Origin of the sequence: Paraburkholderia sediminicola, assembly GCF_902859805.1 — a bacterium.
Classification (GTDB): Bacteria; Pseudomonadota; Gammaproteobacteria; order Burkholderiales; family Burkholderiaceae; genus Paraburkholderia; species Paraburkholderia sediminicola.
In genome coordinates this window covers 446337-461544 of the sequence record NZ_CADIKC010000004.1, presented here as the reverse complement: position 1 = coordinate 461544, position 15208 = coordinate 446337, and the positions used below count along the sequence as shown (strand labels likewise).

The window sequence follows — 15208 nt, the reverse complement described above, 5'->3', positions numbered from 1 at the left end:
TTGTCTATAGTCCGCCACCTGAACAGGTCGGGCTAACCAGCGCGCTGCATCGCCCATGACCCGCGAGGCGGGCGAAGCAGGATGAGGTGAATTCATGGGGGCAAACGGAGGATCAAACATGCGCCTGTCAGACCACGTAAAACCAATCAGCTACCTGAAGAGCGACGCAGCGCAGATCGTCAAGGATTTGACGGTTTCTGGCGAGCCGCTGCTTATCACGCAGAATGGCGAGGCGAAGCTCGTCGTGCAGGACGTGCAGAGCTACGAAGACACCCAGCAAACGCTGGCGTTGCTCAAGATCCTGGTCTTAGGCCAGAAGGACATCGAGCAGGGAAAATTCAAGGGTGCTGATGAGTTTCTTGCCGAGCTCGCCGACCTTGATCGGAAGGAGTAAATACGCTGATGGGGCAGGCGAAGCTGAAGCTCCTGATTCTCGAAGAGGCGCAGGAGGATACGAAGGATTTGTGTCGTTACATCCTCAGAAGCTTCAGTGCAGAGACGTGGAAACAAACGTCCGCGGAATTGGCTGTCACGTTTGGCAATATCAGACAGTTCCCGCAGAGCGGTTATGTCCCGGCGGAGCTTTCAGACTTCGGCTGTCTGAATTTCCGGGAAGCGTTGAGCGGCAGGAATCGGGCTATCTATGGGGTGTGCGACGACGCGATTTACATTCACTTCGTCACCGATACACGCCGTGATCTACGAACGCTTCTTCAGAAACGACTATTGCGTTCACGCTGGTAAATTCAGCCTTGTTTGTGTTTTCACGCTGAAGTGCCGGGCCACTCGCCCGATGGCGACACATCCTTGCTTCCCAAAAAGCTCACCATAACGAGGAGTGTTAATTTCCGATACGCGGCTAACCGTCTGTCCCGACTGCATACACAACAGAACACAAACCCTTCTACAACACGACGATCGCCTGCAAAATAACGAGCACATACGTCGCCTGACGGATATCGGTATCAGACGCCGGGTGAGGCTGAACCTTTGCCTCATTGACGATTGCGCCGCTTTCGAATTCTGGTAGATTTATCGCTGAGCGGCGCAGTACAAATACAAAGACCGCGAATGATATTGTCGAGGTACGTCATGGAAGTACTTGATCATGCGCCCGCCGTCTCGCCGGACGGACGCGCCGTGGTTTTCATACTGTCGATCCGCGGCCGCGAGGTTGAGGGCGCAATTGCGTGTGACGCACTCGAACAGCACTTCTGGCTACCGCGTGGCGCCGACGTGACGCGTACGCTCAAAACATTTGAAAACGGCCGCAATCGCATCGTCGCGGTCGCACAAAGAAAGTTGCTTGCCCGGCCAGACGAGCCACTGTGGCTGACTGTCAACGACTTCCTGACCCGGTAACTGACGTTTGACTGACGATGACTGTCACGTCGACATGCGCCCGACAAACACATAAAAAAACACAACTGTTTACTCTCAACGCATAAGTGCTGCCCGTCGCTCCGCTCGGGAAGGCAGGGACAGGGCGGTCCCATACAATCGATAATAAGTAGCGCGTGCACAAGTGGGCACCGCAGCAACATGCCGATGATAGTTCGTGCACACATCCTCTTAGGTGAGTGACAAGCAGCTAAGACGGCGTCATAACGACTGTTTCCAATGGACACGTGTCGGCCACAAAGGGACATTCGACACTGCTACAGAAATCGTCGACAATCGGCAAGTCGACATAACCGGCACCTACGCTTGGTCAGCGCCTAACGTGCGGTCGTCGGAGCTCATCCGATAGTGTCTATTCCAACGATCCCTTTGGGGCGGCCTTTTCTTGCCACTGGCTTGCCGCGGAAGAGGGGCACCGCGACGATCAAGCACCGCGGTAATGGAGCAATTCCGACGTAAAAAAGCGATTTTTTGGGGGGCGGTGATCAAATGACGATTGAAGAGAACATCATCATCGCGTTGGATGTGTCGACGGAAGACGAAGCACGCAAGATAGTCAAACTGGTCGGCGCTCGTGCGAAGCTATATAAGATAGGCTTGCAGCTCCTTACCTCGTCTGGGCCCGGAATTATTCATGCGCTAACTGCCGCGGGAAAGGGTGTTTTCCTCGACCTGAAACTCCTTGAGATTCCCAATTCTGTCGGAAGCGCGGTTAAGGCTGCGGGACTTCATGGCGTGCAGATGGTGACTGTTCACGCTTTGGGTGGACTGGATATTCTCCGCGCCGCGGTAAAGGCCGCCGAACCGTTCCCGGAAATGAAAGTCCTAGCTGTCACGGTCGTCACGAGTCTACAGGACGTTGATTTGAAGCAGGTTGGGATACTGTCAACAGTCGATGAGCAGGTAGTCCGTCTTGCTCAACTCGCGGACATCGCGGGTTGTCATGGCGTGGTCGCATCAGCGCGCGAAGCCAAACTCCTGAAGGGAAAAATTCGATCAGACATGTCCATCGTTACGCCAGGCATTCAGCTTGAGGGTGATGCCGGGACTGATCAAGTTCGCGTAACGACCCCTCGTAACGCCTTCGAAGCCGGTGCAACGCATATTGTGATTGGTCGTTCGATAACGAAAACTGAAAATCCAGGTGCGGTATTTGATCGCATTTGCGTGGAACTCGGGTCTATCCAGCGTCCGGCATCCGCGGGTTCCCCAACCTGATCTCACCCCTCTCCGATGCAGCGCGTAACGATGTGATCAGATTTCTGTCGCTGTCCGTCCCAGTTCGGCCACTTACGGACGTTCAACGCTGGCCCCTAGATTGTCGACAATCGTCGCTCCGCAACTTTGCTGGAAAACACACAAGTTGCCTATTGGACGTGGACCGCGAACGCACCCTGGTCATTGTGCGCGCTGAGTGCAGCCTGGCGAACGGCGATTATTCTTCGATCGGGTTGCGCAGCGTTACGATTCAAGGTCACGAAATCGTTGGCTCCCAGACGATCGTACTAAATTGGTGGCTTGCGATTACTCTGTTTCAACATTTAAAGTAGGTTCGGCGTCCCGACCCAGATCGCAAGCGCCTCAGTGGATTGGTTATTCAACCATCCTTGGGGCAGCGTCGATTGGTAATGCGCACTGTCCCCTGTTTTGAGCACAAATGTCTTGCCCTCAAGAGTCAACGAAATTTCACCTGAAGTGACGTAAAGAAACTCTTCTTCTGCGCTGGTTGGCATATCGGCAGGTCCGCTCTGATAGGGCGGGAATCTCACAAGGATGGCCTCAAGCCGCCGGCCTCCAGACTTATGCGTAAGTCTGGCGAACGAGTTTGCGGTATCCGCGAACTCGAAGAAACTCACTTCCTCACCCCGACACACAAATTTCTGCTCGCTTGGAGCGTCAACAAAGTATTGCACGGCAACACCAAGCGCGTCGGCAATGCCTTTCAACGAGGCAATCGAGGGCATGGCCAAGCCGCGCTCTATCTGTGACAGGAAAGGTTTCGAAATCCCTGCGGCCCGTGCCGTACAGTCAAGAGTGAGCTTTAGCCGCTGTCTCAGCGCGCGGATCTTGCCGCCGAATTGCGCCGATGGAATATTTTTTTTCATTTCGGTGAACATAGAAAATGAAGTGGACTTCGAGGCCCATGGTTCCTTCTTGGCCTTCTCCAGTGTTTCCGGGTTGGCGCCCGTGGCGATCACCGTGGCCCCTTCTGTCTGGAATCGTTTCGCGATCGCCGCCCCCATCCCGGTTGTGCCCCCCCGAGATGAGCGCAATCTTGCCTTCCTATTTGTTCATTCGTGACCTCTTGTACGCCTGACTACCAGGTGGTTGAAGAACGTGATCCACGAGATCCGTCCTCACCATAGGAGTACGGGTGTCTGTTTCAACCACGTATCCTTCGCCAGTTGCTCCACCACGAACTGAGCGACATCCGCGCGTGCGACCTTGCCGCCGTTGACGTCGGCGAGGTCAACGATGGCCCTGACGCTTCCGCGGGCTGGGTCGTTGGTGAGCATCGCGGGCCGGACTAAGACCCAATCGAGTGAGCTGGTGCGAATCGCGGCTTCCTGGCGCCCCTTGTCTTTGTAGGCATGGCGAAGCAGCAACGGCTGGAATAGACGGTCGAACACGAAGCCGCCGTGGCCGCGGCTATCTCCCACCCCCAGGGCGGAGATGCAGACCAGACGGCGGACGCCGCTGCGACTCATCGCCGGGAGCAACGCGCGTGTCGCTTCGGTCAGAACGCTGACTTCGCTGAAAGGGCTAACGCCCGTGCCCAGCGAGCTGACGACGGCATCGCAGCCTTTCAAGGCGCGCATCAGGGCGCCTTCGTCGCAGGCATCCCCTTCAATGAGGTCTGTGCCTGGGAAGTCGGGCGCGCGCGCCTTCGAGCGAACTAACGCGACTACGGAATGACCCTTCTCCAAGGCGTCGTGGACGATCAGCCGCCCGGTTCCGCCCGTTGCACCCAAAACAAGAACCTTCATAGTCGATCTCGACAGTTGTTGGTGTGAACGCCGCATTTCATATGGAAGTGGGCTCTTCTGGTTGCTCTGCCAGAATCACGATGGAGTACGAATACCCGGAGTAGATTTCCAAAGTCGTATCCCATCGCTGATCCGCTGACCTATTCTGTAGCGGCCTTCAGGGCCGCCGCGAAGACATCGCGGGCAGACGTCGCGCCCGGGACGTGCTCTGTACCCTCGACGCCGAGGTCCATCCAGCCCGAGTTGACGGCGTCATACACCGCTTCGGCCGGTCCCGTCTGGCCCTTCGGAACGCCGAGCTGCTCGAACGCTGCCGGCCACCCGGCCCGCGGTACAGCAAAGGCGTTGACGTCGACCTTCAGAACTTCACCCAATTGCGTCGCTACTTCATCCGCACTGACCATCGAACCGAGCTCGATGGCGAGATGCCCTGACCATGCCGGCCCGGTCAGAAGCGCTGTGACTTCGGCGCCGATGTCGCTGGTCGCGACCATGGTCGATTTCCGATCGGTCGGGTTGTAGCAGACGGGAAGCGTGCCGCCTTGGGCAACATGCAAGCCGTAAAGGAAGTTTTCGAAAAATCCGCCGGCGCGCACATAAGCGATCGGCAATGTCAGGTCGCGAAATCCTTGCTCCAGAAGCGACAGCGCCGTGATCATCCCGAGCCCGCTGGTTCTGTTCGCCCCCATCGACGAAAGCGCAACCACTCGCGGCGGCGATGCCCTGGTGAGAGCCTCGACATAGTTTGCAATCACGCCCCTGGCCTCTTTGAAATCGGGCGACGGCGCCCAGACAGCCGGCAACATGACGAACGCGCCTTCGACGCCTTTGAGCGCGTGCCCGATGGCTGCCGAATCATTCCAATCGCCGTCTACCAGTTCCACGCCCCGGTTTGCCCAGTGAGCCGCCTTCTCGCGATTGCGGACCAGCGCGCGTACTTTCTTACCGTGCGCCAACAGATGTTCTGCCGTTGCGCCGCCTACTTTTCCCGTGATTCCCGTTACTAAAAACATATGCTTTCTCCGGATATTGAGGGACAGTCGACTGCCCCGATTGGCTTAACGAATGGCGGCAGAATGGCTCGGATACCCGGCCGGCCCACAGGGCGCGATGCAAGGTCATAGTTTCAGTCACTTGCTGTTCTCCGATGTGGGTCTCAATTTCGAAGGTTATTGTGTTTTTCAGATATGGTAAACGCCGGTAAAATGAACTGACTGTTCTCCACGGGATGAACAATACCAAGGCGCGAAAATGCAGAATCTCGAACCCCTCCTCATATTCGTAACGGTCGCGGAAATGGGGAGCTTCACCCGCGCGGCCGACAGCTTGGGCATCCAGAAAGGGAGGGTCTCAACGGTTGTCAGGAAGCTGGAAGAAGATGTCGGTGTCAGACTCCTGCACCGGACGACGCGCAGCGTGCAGTTGACAGAGGACGGACGTGCGTTTCATGCGCGCGCCCGCGATCTGCTTGCTGAAGTCGATGACCTGCACTCGATGTTCGCAGGCGAGCACGTGGCACTTCGCGGGCGTCTAAGGGTGGATCTTCCGTCCGAAGTGGCGCGCACCACGATCATGCCCGCCTTGCCGGAGTTCATGGCGACTCACCCCGAGTTGGAGCTGGAGGTGTCGAGTACGGATCGGCAAGTCGATCTGGTTCAAGAGGGATTCGACTGTGTATTGCGGCTTGGACCGATACGGGACGAGACGCTGATTGCCCGCCCACTGGGCCTGCTGCGCATGGTCAACGCTGCCAGTCCCGCCTATCTGGCGCTCCACGGCGTCCCTCGATCGCTAGAGGATCTCCAGCGTCAGGAACATCGGGCAATTCATTTTTCGCCGATGCTCGGCTCAAGACCTTATGGATGGGAATATCCGAGCGGCGACAGCTACGCGACGCTTCAGTTGCCGGGTACGCTACACGTCAACAACGCGCAGATCTACGAAGCCGCTGCGCTCGCCGGCCTCGGCCTGATTCAGGCGCCACTCCTGGGGATTGGCCGATACCTGAAAAGTGGGGCGCTTGTGGAGGTTATTCCCGACTATCGTCGCCGGGCGCTCGCGGTGTCCCTCGTCGTAGCACATCGGAGCAATCTGTCGCGCCGGGTCCGCGCATTCATGAAATGGATCGAAGTTGTGCTGACGCCGTATCTGGAATGAGGGTTGGTGGATAAACATTGATCGAGAGTGCCCTAAAATTGACTGCTCCGAAGCTGCCACTCGGCAGGGGCTGCAACGGGTCGAACTGAGCCGATCACCATCCGGCTGAGTTCGGCCAGTTTCGGACAATCGCCCGTGATTTCGGGTGGACATTCGAACGGCCGCTCCGCACTTTGAAACGGGCAATCGAGCCCATTACCACCGTTCAGGTACCACGTGCGAAAGCGCAAACGCAGAGCGGGTCAAAGGGATGCCACTCAGCGTAAGGACGGTCTCCGCTGCGCGATCAGTCGAGTGACACGGTGAGTCGTTCGATCACGGCCCGCGTCTCGGGTTGCACGCCGCGCCACCAGGTGAAGGCTGCCGCGGCCTGTTCCACTAGCATGCCGACACCGTCCGCGACGCTCTCCACGCCCGCATTGCGTGCGAGTCTCAGGAAAGGCGTCAGTCGCTTGCCGTAGGCGAGTTCATAAGCCACACCCGTGGGGCTGAAAACGCTCGGCGTAACCGGCGGCAACTCGCCGGTAAGGCTGGCCGATGTCGCATTGACCACCAGGTCGAAGCGTCCCATCGCTTCAAGCTCGCTGTAGCCGCAGGCGATCAGGGGCCCCCCGGCGGCGACTTGCGCCGCCAGGGCCTTTACCTTGGCGATGTCCCTGTTTGCGATGACCAGTTCAGCAGGGCGAGCCGCGATGAACGGTAGCAATGCGCCACGCACCGCGCCCCCCGCTCCAAGAACCAGCACGCGCTTGCCGGCCATCGGCAGGTTCAGGTTGACTTCAATGTCGCGCAGCAGGCCGACACCGTCGAAGTTCTCGGCAACGATCCGGCCGTCCTTGAAGCTCAGCGCGTTGGCCGCGCCAGCGAGTGCGGCGCGCTCGCTGCGCTCATCGGCGATCGCGAACGCCTTAAGCTTGAATGGCGCGGTCACGTTCATGCCCTTGCCGCCCGCCGCAGCGAACGCATGTACGGTCCCGGCGAAGGCATCCTGCGGCTCAACGGAACCCTCGATGGCCGTATAGGACATGTCCTGCTGTGTCTCTTGCGCAAAGAGGCCGTGAATCAGCGGAGATTTCGTATGGCCGATTGGATTACCGATCACGGCGTACTGGTCAGTCATCACGGCCTCAGCTTTGAATACAGCACACCATCGGTTTGCATTGCGTCGATTTCGGCGGCGCTGAAGCCCAGCGACCGCGCGACTTCCGCGTTGTGTTGACCGAGATCGGGCGCAACCTCGCGAATCGTCGTGTCGCAATCGGAGAATCGGAACGGCAGGTTCGGCAGACGCAACTTCCCGTAACGCGGGTGCTCCTGCTCGACAACCATGCCTCGCGCGACGATCTGTGGATCGCTGAGCACTTCGTCGATGCGTTGCACTTTCGCACAAGGCACGTCAATGCCATCGAGGAGAGCCAGCACCTGCGCGACCGGCTTGTCGGCCACCCAGGGCTTCACGATGGACAGAATCTCCAGCCGGTTCGTATTGCGTCCCGCGAGGGTGTGAAAACGCGCATCGGTGCCGAAGCCAGCGGGGCCGCCATGCGCTTCGATCAGCGCTGCGAAGCGCTTCCACGCGTCGTCTACTTGCGCGGCGATCACAAGGTCGCCGTCAGCCGCACGGAAGACACCATAGAGCGTCGACGTCGGCATGTCGTGGCCGGTCTGCTCGGGGACGATGCCTTGCATCGTATAGCACTGCACCGCGTATTCGTGCATCGACACCAGCGTGTCATACAGCGCCATATCGATGTGCTGGCCCCGGCCGCTCGTAACGCGGCCGAGCAGTGCTGCGTTGATCGCCGCCACCGCGTGAATGCCGGTGTACATGTCGCCAAGCGAGATGCGCATCAGCGGTGGTGGCTCGCCGGGATTGCCGATCATCTGCATGATCCCGCTCTTCGCTTCGGCAATCAGGCCGAAGCCGGCGCGATGCGCGTCCGGTCCCGTATGGCCGTATGCCGAGATCGAGCAGTAGACGAGGCCCGGATTGCGTGCGGACAACTCGTCATAGCCGAGCCCGAGCTTGTTCAGCGCGCCGGGCCGATAGTTCTCGACAAACACGTCCGCCGAGTCGCACAGACGCTGGATGAATTCCCTGCCGCGAGCGTCCTTCATGTTGACGCTAACGCCGCGCTTGCCCATGTTGAGCTGCAGGAAGTAGCCGCTCTGCTCATCATCGAGCACGGTGGCGTGTTGACGTCCAGCGTCGCCGCTGACCGGACGTTCGACCTTGATGACTTCGGCGCCGAGCGCCGCGAGGCAGCGCCCCACGTACGGGCCGGCCAGAAAGTGGCTGTAGTCGACGACGCGAATACCTTCGAGAGGACGGGCTTGCATCAGAACGCTCCCGGTCGGCGTGGCACCATCAGACGATGTTCGCCGTGCTGGACAACCTGGCCATCCTGATTGATCAGTTCGGAGGGCAGCACGACGATGCCCCAGTCTGGACGGCTTTTGCTCGCGCGCATCGTGCCCACGCGGAATTTCACGTGCAGCAGATCGTTGACCTTGATCGGCAGGTTGAAATCCCACGTCCAGCCGAGCGACATACCCGGCAGGAAACGGTAGGTGCTTTGAGTCTTGAGGCCATCGGCGATAGACAAGCCGAACAGGCCGTGTGCGACGATCGATCCGAAGTGGCTCGCGTTCGCGTATGCCTCGTCTACGTGGACCGGTGTGTGATCGCCCGTGAGATCGGCGTAAGCCAGAATGCGTTCCTTGGTCACCGTGTAAGTCGGGCTTACGCATTCGTCGCCTTCGCGGGCATCGTCCCAGTATTTATCGACGATCGTCATGTCACGCCTCCGCGCGCGGGTTGATGTCCAGTGCACGCGCCACGCACGAGGCTGGCTTGGCCTGGATCAGCTCGACGGCGAGTCCGTCCGGCAGGCGCAACCAGTTGCGTCCCTGCGGCATTTCGCTGACGTCGTATCGATGCGCGGCGGCGAGCGCCGCCTCCATGTCTTCGCACATCACGCCGAGATGGCCGAGCCGGCCTTCAGGCGCGTCATGGTTCGGGTTATGGATGAATTGCAGACCGCCGAGCGTCCAGTACTGCCGGGGTTCGTCGACCGTGCCGTCGACTTCGCGCATCGTCATGCCGAGCACGTCTTCGAAAAAACGGATATGCCAGTGAATATCTTTCACCCAGATGGCGACGTGCTCCAGATAGGCCTTGCTGCCGTTCATGTGGTTGTCTCCTTATGTTGTCGGTCGGTCATGGCACGCTCGATGCCCTTGATGCAGGCGACCAGCGTCGCGTTGACCGGGGTCGGCACGCCGTGCCGTTGTCCCCAGCGCACAACCGCGCCGTTGATAAAGTCGATTTCGGTGATGGAGCCCTTCTCGAGGCTTTGCAACATCGAGGTCTTGAAGGCGGGGGAGAGTCCTTCTCCGGCGAGCGTCCACGGGCGTTCGGGATCAGTGGTGGAGAGCTTCACACCGGCTGCGTGCGCGACCGCCATCGCCTCGGCGACCGCTGCGAGCGCGGTCGTCTTCAGAAGCGCTTCGTCGTAGAGTTGGCCGTACGTGAGGCCGGTGATACCGGTCAGCGCGCCAGTCGCGACATTGACCAGCAACTTGTCCCACATCGTGCCGACGATGTTGTCGCTGACCGTGGTGGCCAGTCCGGCGGCGTTGAAGGTTTCGGCGAGCGCCGTCGCGCGGGAGGTAATCCGGCCGTCGAGTTCGCCGATGTAGGTGGCCTTGCCGGTAACGCCTGACTCGATGTGGCCCGGGTTGCGCATCACGCCGCCAACGTACGTCTTGCCAGCCAGCACGCGCTCGCGTCCCACGATGCCGGCGAGCACATCTTCGTGCCCCAGGCCGTTCTGCAACGACAGGACCAGCGTTTCGGGTCCGATCAGCTCCAGTGCGCCGCGCATCGCTGCATCGGTATGAAATGATTTGACCAGCACGACGACCAGATCGACAACACCGGCCTCGGTCGCCTGCGTTGCCGCGCGGACCTTCACGCGACGGGAGCCATTCGCATGGTCCACCTGTAGACCATTGCGCCTCATCGCCTCGACATGCACTAGCGAACGGTTCAGCAACCAGACCTCGTTGCCGCCTTCGGTCAGCGCCGCCCCAATGGCACAGCCCAGCGCCCCCGCACCCAGAATCGCAATCTTCACCACTGTCTCCTTAACATGGTGAACAAGATACGAGCGGGCGTTCATTCGCGCAATTCAATGGATACAATGATGTCATTGCCATAGACAATATTGCTATGAACTCGACCGAACTTCCTGATCTGAAGCTACTGCAGCTTTTCGACCTCCTGTACGACGTCCGCAGCGTCACACGTGTGGCCGAGCAGCTCGGACAAAGTCAGCCGACAATTAGCATCTGGCTCGGGCGTCTGCGGGAGCATCTAAAGGACCCGTTGTTCATACGTACACCGGGCGGCATGGCGCCGACGCCGCAAGCCGATGCCCTGATCGGTCCGTGTCGGGAGATTCTCGAATCGCTGCGGCGTTTCGCGGCCTGGGAGATCGCGTTCGATCCAGCCACCGCGAAGCGGCGGTTCCGTATCTGCATGAGCGACGCCAGCCACATAACGCTGCTTCCACGAATGCTGGCGCACGTGCGCGCGCAGGCGCCGGGCGTACGCCTGGAAGCGACGAGGATTGACGGCAATACGGAACGGGCGCTGGAATCCGGTGAGGCCGATCTTGTGATCGGCCATGTGCCCTGGCTTGGCGGTGGAATTTACCAGCAGCAGCTATACACCCAGGACTGGGTCTGTCTGGCGAATCGCCGTCACCCAAGGTTAGGCGCCAAACTCGGCCTGAAGCACTATCGCACTGAGGGACATGTCGCGATCACGGCTGGGACGGGAGCGCAACTGCTCGAACAGGCGCTGGTGCGTGAGCATATCGATCGCGACGTGGTGCTGGAGTTACCTGGCTTCCTCGGGCTCGGAGCGATCATCAAGAGTACCGACCTGATCGCCACGCTGCCGCGACACATCGGTGAGACGCTTGCAAAGGTCAATGATCTGGCGGTCCACCCGTGCCCGGTTCCTGTGGATGGTTTCGCGGTTCGACAGCACTGGCACGCCAGATATCACCACGAAGCGGGCAACCGTTGGCTGCGTGGCCTGATGGTGCAATTGTTTGGAGCCTCGGACTAATCAGGCGCATACCTCGAAGGCTCTCGAATCGATCTATTTTCGATGCGCCGGCGTGTGAGCGGAGGTCTGCTTCACTTTAAAAACAGACCTCCGATTTCAGCAGATCGATCGACCGCTCGAGGTCGAATTGAGACAAACAAATACCGGCCCACGACGCTGGTCACCGACCTGCGCCGAACTTCCGTACCCGACCCCTTACGGCCCTTCAGGTCCCCAGGAAGCGGCCGTTCTACGTTGATAAGGCGAGACGCCGAGCGCGGGTTAGGTGAGGAGAAATAAAGCGAAATGGGCGGATGCTGCGCGACTAGCCAGCTGTAATATCAAACGGGCTTATCGCTGCAGTGGCTGGTATAGAAACTGATGCCATTGCCATCGGGATCCTGCATCGAGAAATAGTGGTGACCGTATAGTTCGCCATCCGCGATAGCTGACGGTGAATATCCTTTACAGATCAGGCCGACCCTGTAGGATTCCAGATCCGCTTTTGTACGCCCCGCGATCATCAGGTCTATTTTTTCGCTGCTGAAATCAGGCCTCTGGCCATTCTGACTGTTCAGCAAAGCGCCAGCCTGATCATCGCCCTTTTGGAACAGCAGCAAATGCGTGCCACCACGCATTTCAACGACCCCCATTCCTGGAAAGGTGCCGAATGCGCGCAGGCCTAAACCAATATAAAAGCGATAGCTCGCCTCGGCATCTTGCACTTTCATAACAAAGTGACCAAGGGTCACGGCAGGCAATAGATCTTCCTGTTCATGTTCGTTCATAACGTACCCCAGAGAGTTAGCTGAGAAACAATCTTGCGCCGCGAGCGTCGCTGCGCTAATCTGACTGGCCAGTCGAAAATATTATCCGACTGGCCAGTCAGAAAAGCAAGGGGTTGTTGTGACGCGAAAAAAGGAAATCGACAAAGACAGGGTTTTAGATGCAGCCGAGGCCGTAATCCTCGAATCTGGCGGCCGAAATTTCACGCTCGATGCCGTCGCCGAGCGCGCAGGAATCAGCAAGGGCGGTCTCGTCTATAGCTTTGCAACTAAGGATGGATTGATACACGCTGCGCTAGAACGAGAAATTGCTCGGTTTCAGGAGGCAGTGTGTCGGCGACTTGGCAGCGGGCCAACTGGGCCGGTCGAATTGGTCCTCGCGCATATCGAGGAAGCACTGGACGAGGACGACGCCTCGACGCAAATGGCGGCTTTTCTCGTAACCGCCCTGGTGCACGCGCCTGACATGCTGGGGCCGGTCCGAAACCTTTACCATGCACTGCTCGATCCGCTTCGATCCGAACATGGCGGGGTTGCGGAAGTACGTCACGCACTGCTGGCTGTTGAAGGTATCTTTCTGCTCCGAGGACTCGGGTTTGCAGAGGTCTCCTCAGACGAGCTCAAATCTGTCCTGCTCCACGCGCGCAAAGTCGTCCTTGCGGCGTTGGATAGACCCGCATAGCGCCCGCTCGGAGAATCAGAAGGTCAACGATGAGCGCGACGATCGCCCAATTCTGGCGGGCAGTTCTGATAGGAAGGGCGGGTCTTAATTTCGAGCGCCAAGAGTCCTTCGCAAACCGGGACGCGAACGCAGTGTTGCCAGCGAAATGAAGGTCGATTGTTGACAATGCAGGTCGCGTAATCGAGTGTCCCTTCATGGCCGAACCTGGCCGGATGGTGACCGGCTCAGTTCGGCCAGGAACGGCCACTGGTCCTGAGTTGCCGAGCGTCCGCATCGAGCCCCAAGGCGATCGGTCACTCGACTCTTCCAACAGTTCCTGTCCTGTTATCGTTCGGATCTTTGACTTTGGGGCGAGACCTACTCAGCAGCCGCTACGATGAAGCGACCGACCGTCGCATCGTCGGGGCTGGCTGGCGCCGGGAGTACCGTCGCTCATCCCTCAGGTATGAATCTTGGCCGCCGAAGTCCCGCCCCAGTTTCCTTGCAGGCTCCTCATGCCGAGACCTTCGTTTTCCACCCAGCTTTACGCGCTGTGGATCCTTATCGCCGTACTGTGCAGCCTGCTGACCGCAAGCGTGTGGCTGATGCTGTCGTCGGCACTCGGGGAGCGCGTCGCCGATGCGAAGCAGCAGGCCGCCACGGCCTGCGCGGCGGTCGCGTCGCGCGACGACATGTCGGTGCAGCGGCCGGGCGAAACGAATGTCGATCTCATGCACGCCGTGCTCGACCTCATCCTGATCCGCACGGAGGGTATCGAAGGCGGGTTCTGGACTTCCGCTTCCGCGCCCGGTGCACCGAGCGGTTTTCTCGCCTACGCGTTTCCCACCTACGAAGGTAGCGGTGTCAAACGCGATATACCCGAGGCTGAGACGCCGCTCATTCTTCGCACGCTGCGAAACGTGGTCAGCACCGGTCAGATGCGTGCCGACGTCGTCTCTGGAGGCGCCGACGCGGTAGTGGCCGTCGCCTGTCCGGTTCCGCGTCATGCCGGCCTGTTCGCCTGGATGCTCACTCGCGCGCGGCCGCCGCTTGGGCCGTATGGGGAGCGGGCCGCGACTTTCCTCGCAAGCGTGCTCGCGATCATCGTGGCGCTGGCGCTGCTGCTCGCGATGGCGCTCAGACGCTGGAAGCGCAACCTCACGCGGCTCGAGCAGAACGCCGAAAACGCTCAGCAGGCAAGCTCGCTCTCCGCCAACGCGTCCGAAGTGGCGCTAAAGGGCAACGAGGTAGTGAGTCAGGTAGTCGGTACGATGGGCGAGATCAGCACGAGTTCGACCAAGATCGCGGAGATCACGGGAATTATTGAAGGGATCGCGTTCCAGACCAATATCCTGGCGCTGAACGCGGCGGTGGAAGCGGCGCGGGCAGGGGAGCAGGGCCGCGGGTTCGCGGTGGTTGCAAGCGAGGTGCGCAGCCTTGCGCAGCGTTCGTCGAGCGCGGCGAAGGAAATCAAGGATCTGATCAACGCGTCCGTCCAGAAAATCCACGATGGATCATTACTCGCGAATCAGGCGGGAAAGACGATGTCGGAGGTCACGCAGGCCGTCGCGCGGGTGACCGACATCATGGGTGAAATCGCCGCCGCGTCGACGGAACAAAGCAGGGGCATCGAACAGGTCAACCAGTCGATCACGCAGATGGACGAGGTCGCGCAGCAGAACGCTGCGCTGGTGGAGGAAGCGGCGGCCGCATCCAAGTCGCTCGAAGACCAGGGGCGGCAACTTAATGCGGCTATTTCGTTCTTTCGTCTGGATGCCAGTTCCGCTTCGCTGGTACTAGATGGACAGGCATCCGCCGCCAATCGTCAAATGCCACGTTTTCTTTCGGCGTGAGGTCATAGTATCTGGCCGTGCTCTGCAAGCTAGAGTCCGTGACGTGCCTTAGCCGAAGGACCGCGCGAGGCGCCAAACTACCCCGCCGTTCGGAAGAAGGACCGTGCTTCAGGTGCAGCAGAAAAATTGCCCACCGTATGGACCCGAGGGTCCATTTTTTTCGGACGCTGCCGTTAACCGGGTCATCGGCTATCCGCGAAACCTTGGCAATTCTTCGACGCTGAATCCGTTTACCCCAACACGAC

Annotated in this window: 17 protein-coding genes; 8 read left to right on the top strand and 9 right to left on the bottom strand. The window is 59.4% G+C overall.

Annotated features, from left to right (window positions below; genetic code table 11):
- Positions 1-118 precede the first annotated feature (118 nt).
- From R8871_RS18105 to pyrF, 4 genes are all read left to right on the top strand, one after another.
- Complete coding sequence (locus R8871_RS18105) at positions 119-394, top strand: type II toxin-antitoxin system Phd/YefM family antitoxin (RefSeq protein ID WP_175051666.1); 276 nt, start codon at positions 119-121, stop codon at positions 392-394.
- Between the two features lie 8 nt (positions 395-402).
- Positions 403-744: a type II toxin-antitoxin system RelE/ParE family toxin gene (locus R8871_RS18100; protein ID WP_175051665.1), complete on the top strand. Its 342-nt coding sequence runs from the start codon at positions 403-405 to the stop codon at positions 742-744.
- Between the two features lie 348 nt (positions 745-1092).
- Positions 1093-1362 carry a DUF1488 family protein gene (locus tag R8871_RS18095; RefSeq protein ID WP_175051664.1) on the top strand — a complete coding sequence of 90 codons (270 nt, stop codon included), beginning with the start codon at positions 1093-1095 and terminating at the stop codon, positions 1360-1362.
- Positions 1363-1890: 528 nt separating this feature from the next.
- Positions 1891-2619, top strand: a complete 729-nt coding sequence (gene pyrF / locus R8871_RS18090; RefSeq protein ID WP_175051663.1) for an orotidine-5'-phosphate decarboxylase — start codon at positions 1891-1893, stop codon at positions 2617-2619.
- A gap of 323 nt (positions 2620-2942) precedes the next feature.
- Here pyrF and R8871_RS18085 read toward each other — a convergent pair whose 3' ends face one another.
- From R8871_RS18085 to R8871_RS18075, 3 genes are all read right to left on the bottom strand, one after another.
- The gene (locus R8871_RS18085) at positions 2943-3518 is read right to left on the bottom strand and encodes a helix-turn-helix domain-containing protein (protein WP_175051812.1); all 576 of its coding nucleotides are present in this window, start codon (positions 3516-3518) and stop codon (positions 2943-2945) included.
- A gap of 240 nt (positions 3519-3758) precedes the next feature.
- Positions 3759-4388, bottom strand: a complete 630-nt coding sequence (locus R8871_RS18080; RefSeq protein WP_175051662.1) for an NAD(P)-dependent oxidoreductase — start codon at positions 4386-4388, stop codon at positions 3759-3761.
- A 140-nt stretch (positions 4389-4528) separates the two neighbouring features.
- Positions 4529-5401: an NmrA family NAD(P)-binding protein gene (locus R8871_RS18075; RefSeq protein ID WP_175051661.1), complete on the bottom strand. Its 873-nt coding sequence runs from the start codon at positions 5399-5401 to the stop codon at positions 4529-4531.
- 238 nt (positions 5402-5639) lie between these two features.
- Between R8871_RS18075 and R8871_RS18070 the strand changes: the two genes are divergently transcribed.
- Complete coding sequence (locus tag R8871_RS18070; RefSeq protein WP_175051660.1) at positions 5640-6545, top strand: LysR family transcriptional regulator; 906 nt, start codon at positions 5640-5642, stop codon at positions 6543-6545.
- Between the two features lie 286 nt (positions 6546-6831).
- Here R8871_RS18070 and aroE read toward each other — a convergent pair whose 3' ends face one another.
- The 5 genes from aroE to R8871_RS18045 are packed head-to-tail and all read right to left on the bottom strand — an operon-like array spanning position 6832 to position 10684.
- On the bottom strand, positions 6832-7665 hold the full coding sequence (gene aroE / locus R8871_RS18065) for a shikimate dehydrogenase (RefSeq protein WP_175051659.1): 834 nt from the start codon (positions 7663-7665) through the stop codon (positions 6832-6834).
- Positions 7665-8885: a CaiB/BaiF CoA transferase family protein gene (locus tag R8871_RS18060; RefSeq protein ID WP_175051658.1), complete on the bottom strand. Its 1221-nt coding sequence runs from the start codon at positions 8883-8885 to the stop codon at positions 7665-7667. Before R8871_RS18060 ends, aroE begins: the two co-directional genes overlap by 1 nt.
- The gene (locus R8871_RS18055; RefSeq protein WP_175051657.1) at positions 8885-9343 is read right to left on the bottom strand and encodes a MaoC family dehydratase; all 459 of its coding nucleotides are present in this window, start codon (positions 9341-9343) and stop codon (positions 8885-8887) included. The genes R8871_RS18060 and R8871_RS18055 overlap by 1 nt, the downstream gene beginning before the upstream one ends.
- A 1-nt stretch (position 9344) precedes the next feature.
- On the bottom strand, positions 9345-9737 hold the full coding sequence (locus R8871_RS18050) for a VOC family protein (RefSeq protein WP_175051656.1): 393 nt from the start codon (positions 9735-9737) through the stop codon (positions 9345-9347).
- Positions 9734-10684, bottom strand: coding sequence for a ketopantoate reductase family protein (locus tag R8871_RS18045; RefSeq protein WP_175051655.1), 951 nt, complete (start codon positions 10682-10684; stop codon positions 9734-9736). Before R8871_RS18045 ends, R8871_RS18050 begins: the two co-directional genes overlap by 4 nt.
- A gap of 95 nt (positions 10685-10779) precedes the next feature.
- On the opposite strand from R8871_RS18045, the gene R8871_RS18040 reads away from it, so the two are divergent.
- Entirely contained in the window at positions 10780-11685 is a 906-nt protein-coding gene (locus R8871_RS18040) for a LysR family transcriptional regulator (protein WP_175051654.1), read from the top strand.
- A gap of 320 nt (positions 11686-12005) precedes the next feature.
- Here R8871_RS18040 and R8871_RS18035 read toward each other — a convergent pair whose 3' ends face one another.
- Positions 12006-12452 carry a VOC family protein gene (locus R8871_RS18035; RefSeq protein WP_175051653.1) on the bottom strand — a complete coding sequence of 149 codons (447 nt, stop codon included), beginning with the start codon at positions 12450-12452 and terminating at the stop codon, positions 12006-12008.
- Positions 12453-12570: 118 nt separating this feature from the next.
- Between R8871_RS18035 and R8871_RS18030 the strand changes: the two genes are divergently transcribed.
- On the top strand, positions 12571-13131 hold the full coding sequence (locus R8871_RS18030; RefSeq protein WP_175051652.1) for a TetR/AcrR family transcriptional regulator: 561 nt from the start codon (positions 12571-12573) through the stop codon (positions 13129-13131).
- A 494-nt stretch (positions 13132-13625) separates the two neighbouring features.
- Positions 13626-14963, top strand: a complete 1338-nt coding sequence (locus tag R8871_RS38465) for a methyl-accepting chemotaxis protein (protein ID WP_246287614.1) — start codon at positions 13626-13628, stop codon at positions 14961-14963.
- The last annotated feature ends 245 nt before the right edge of the window (positions 14964-15208 follow it).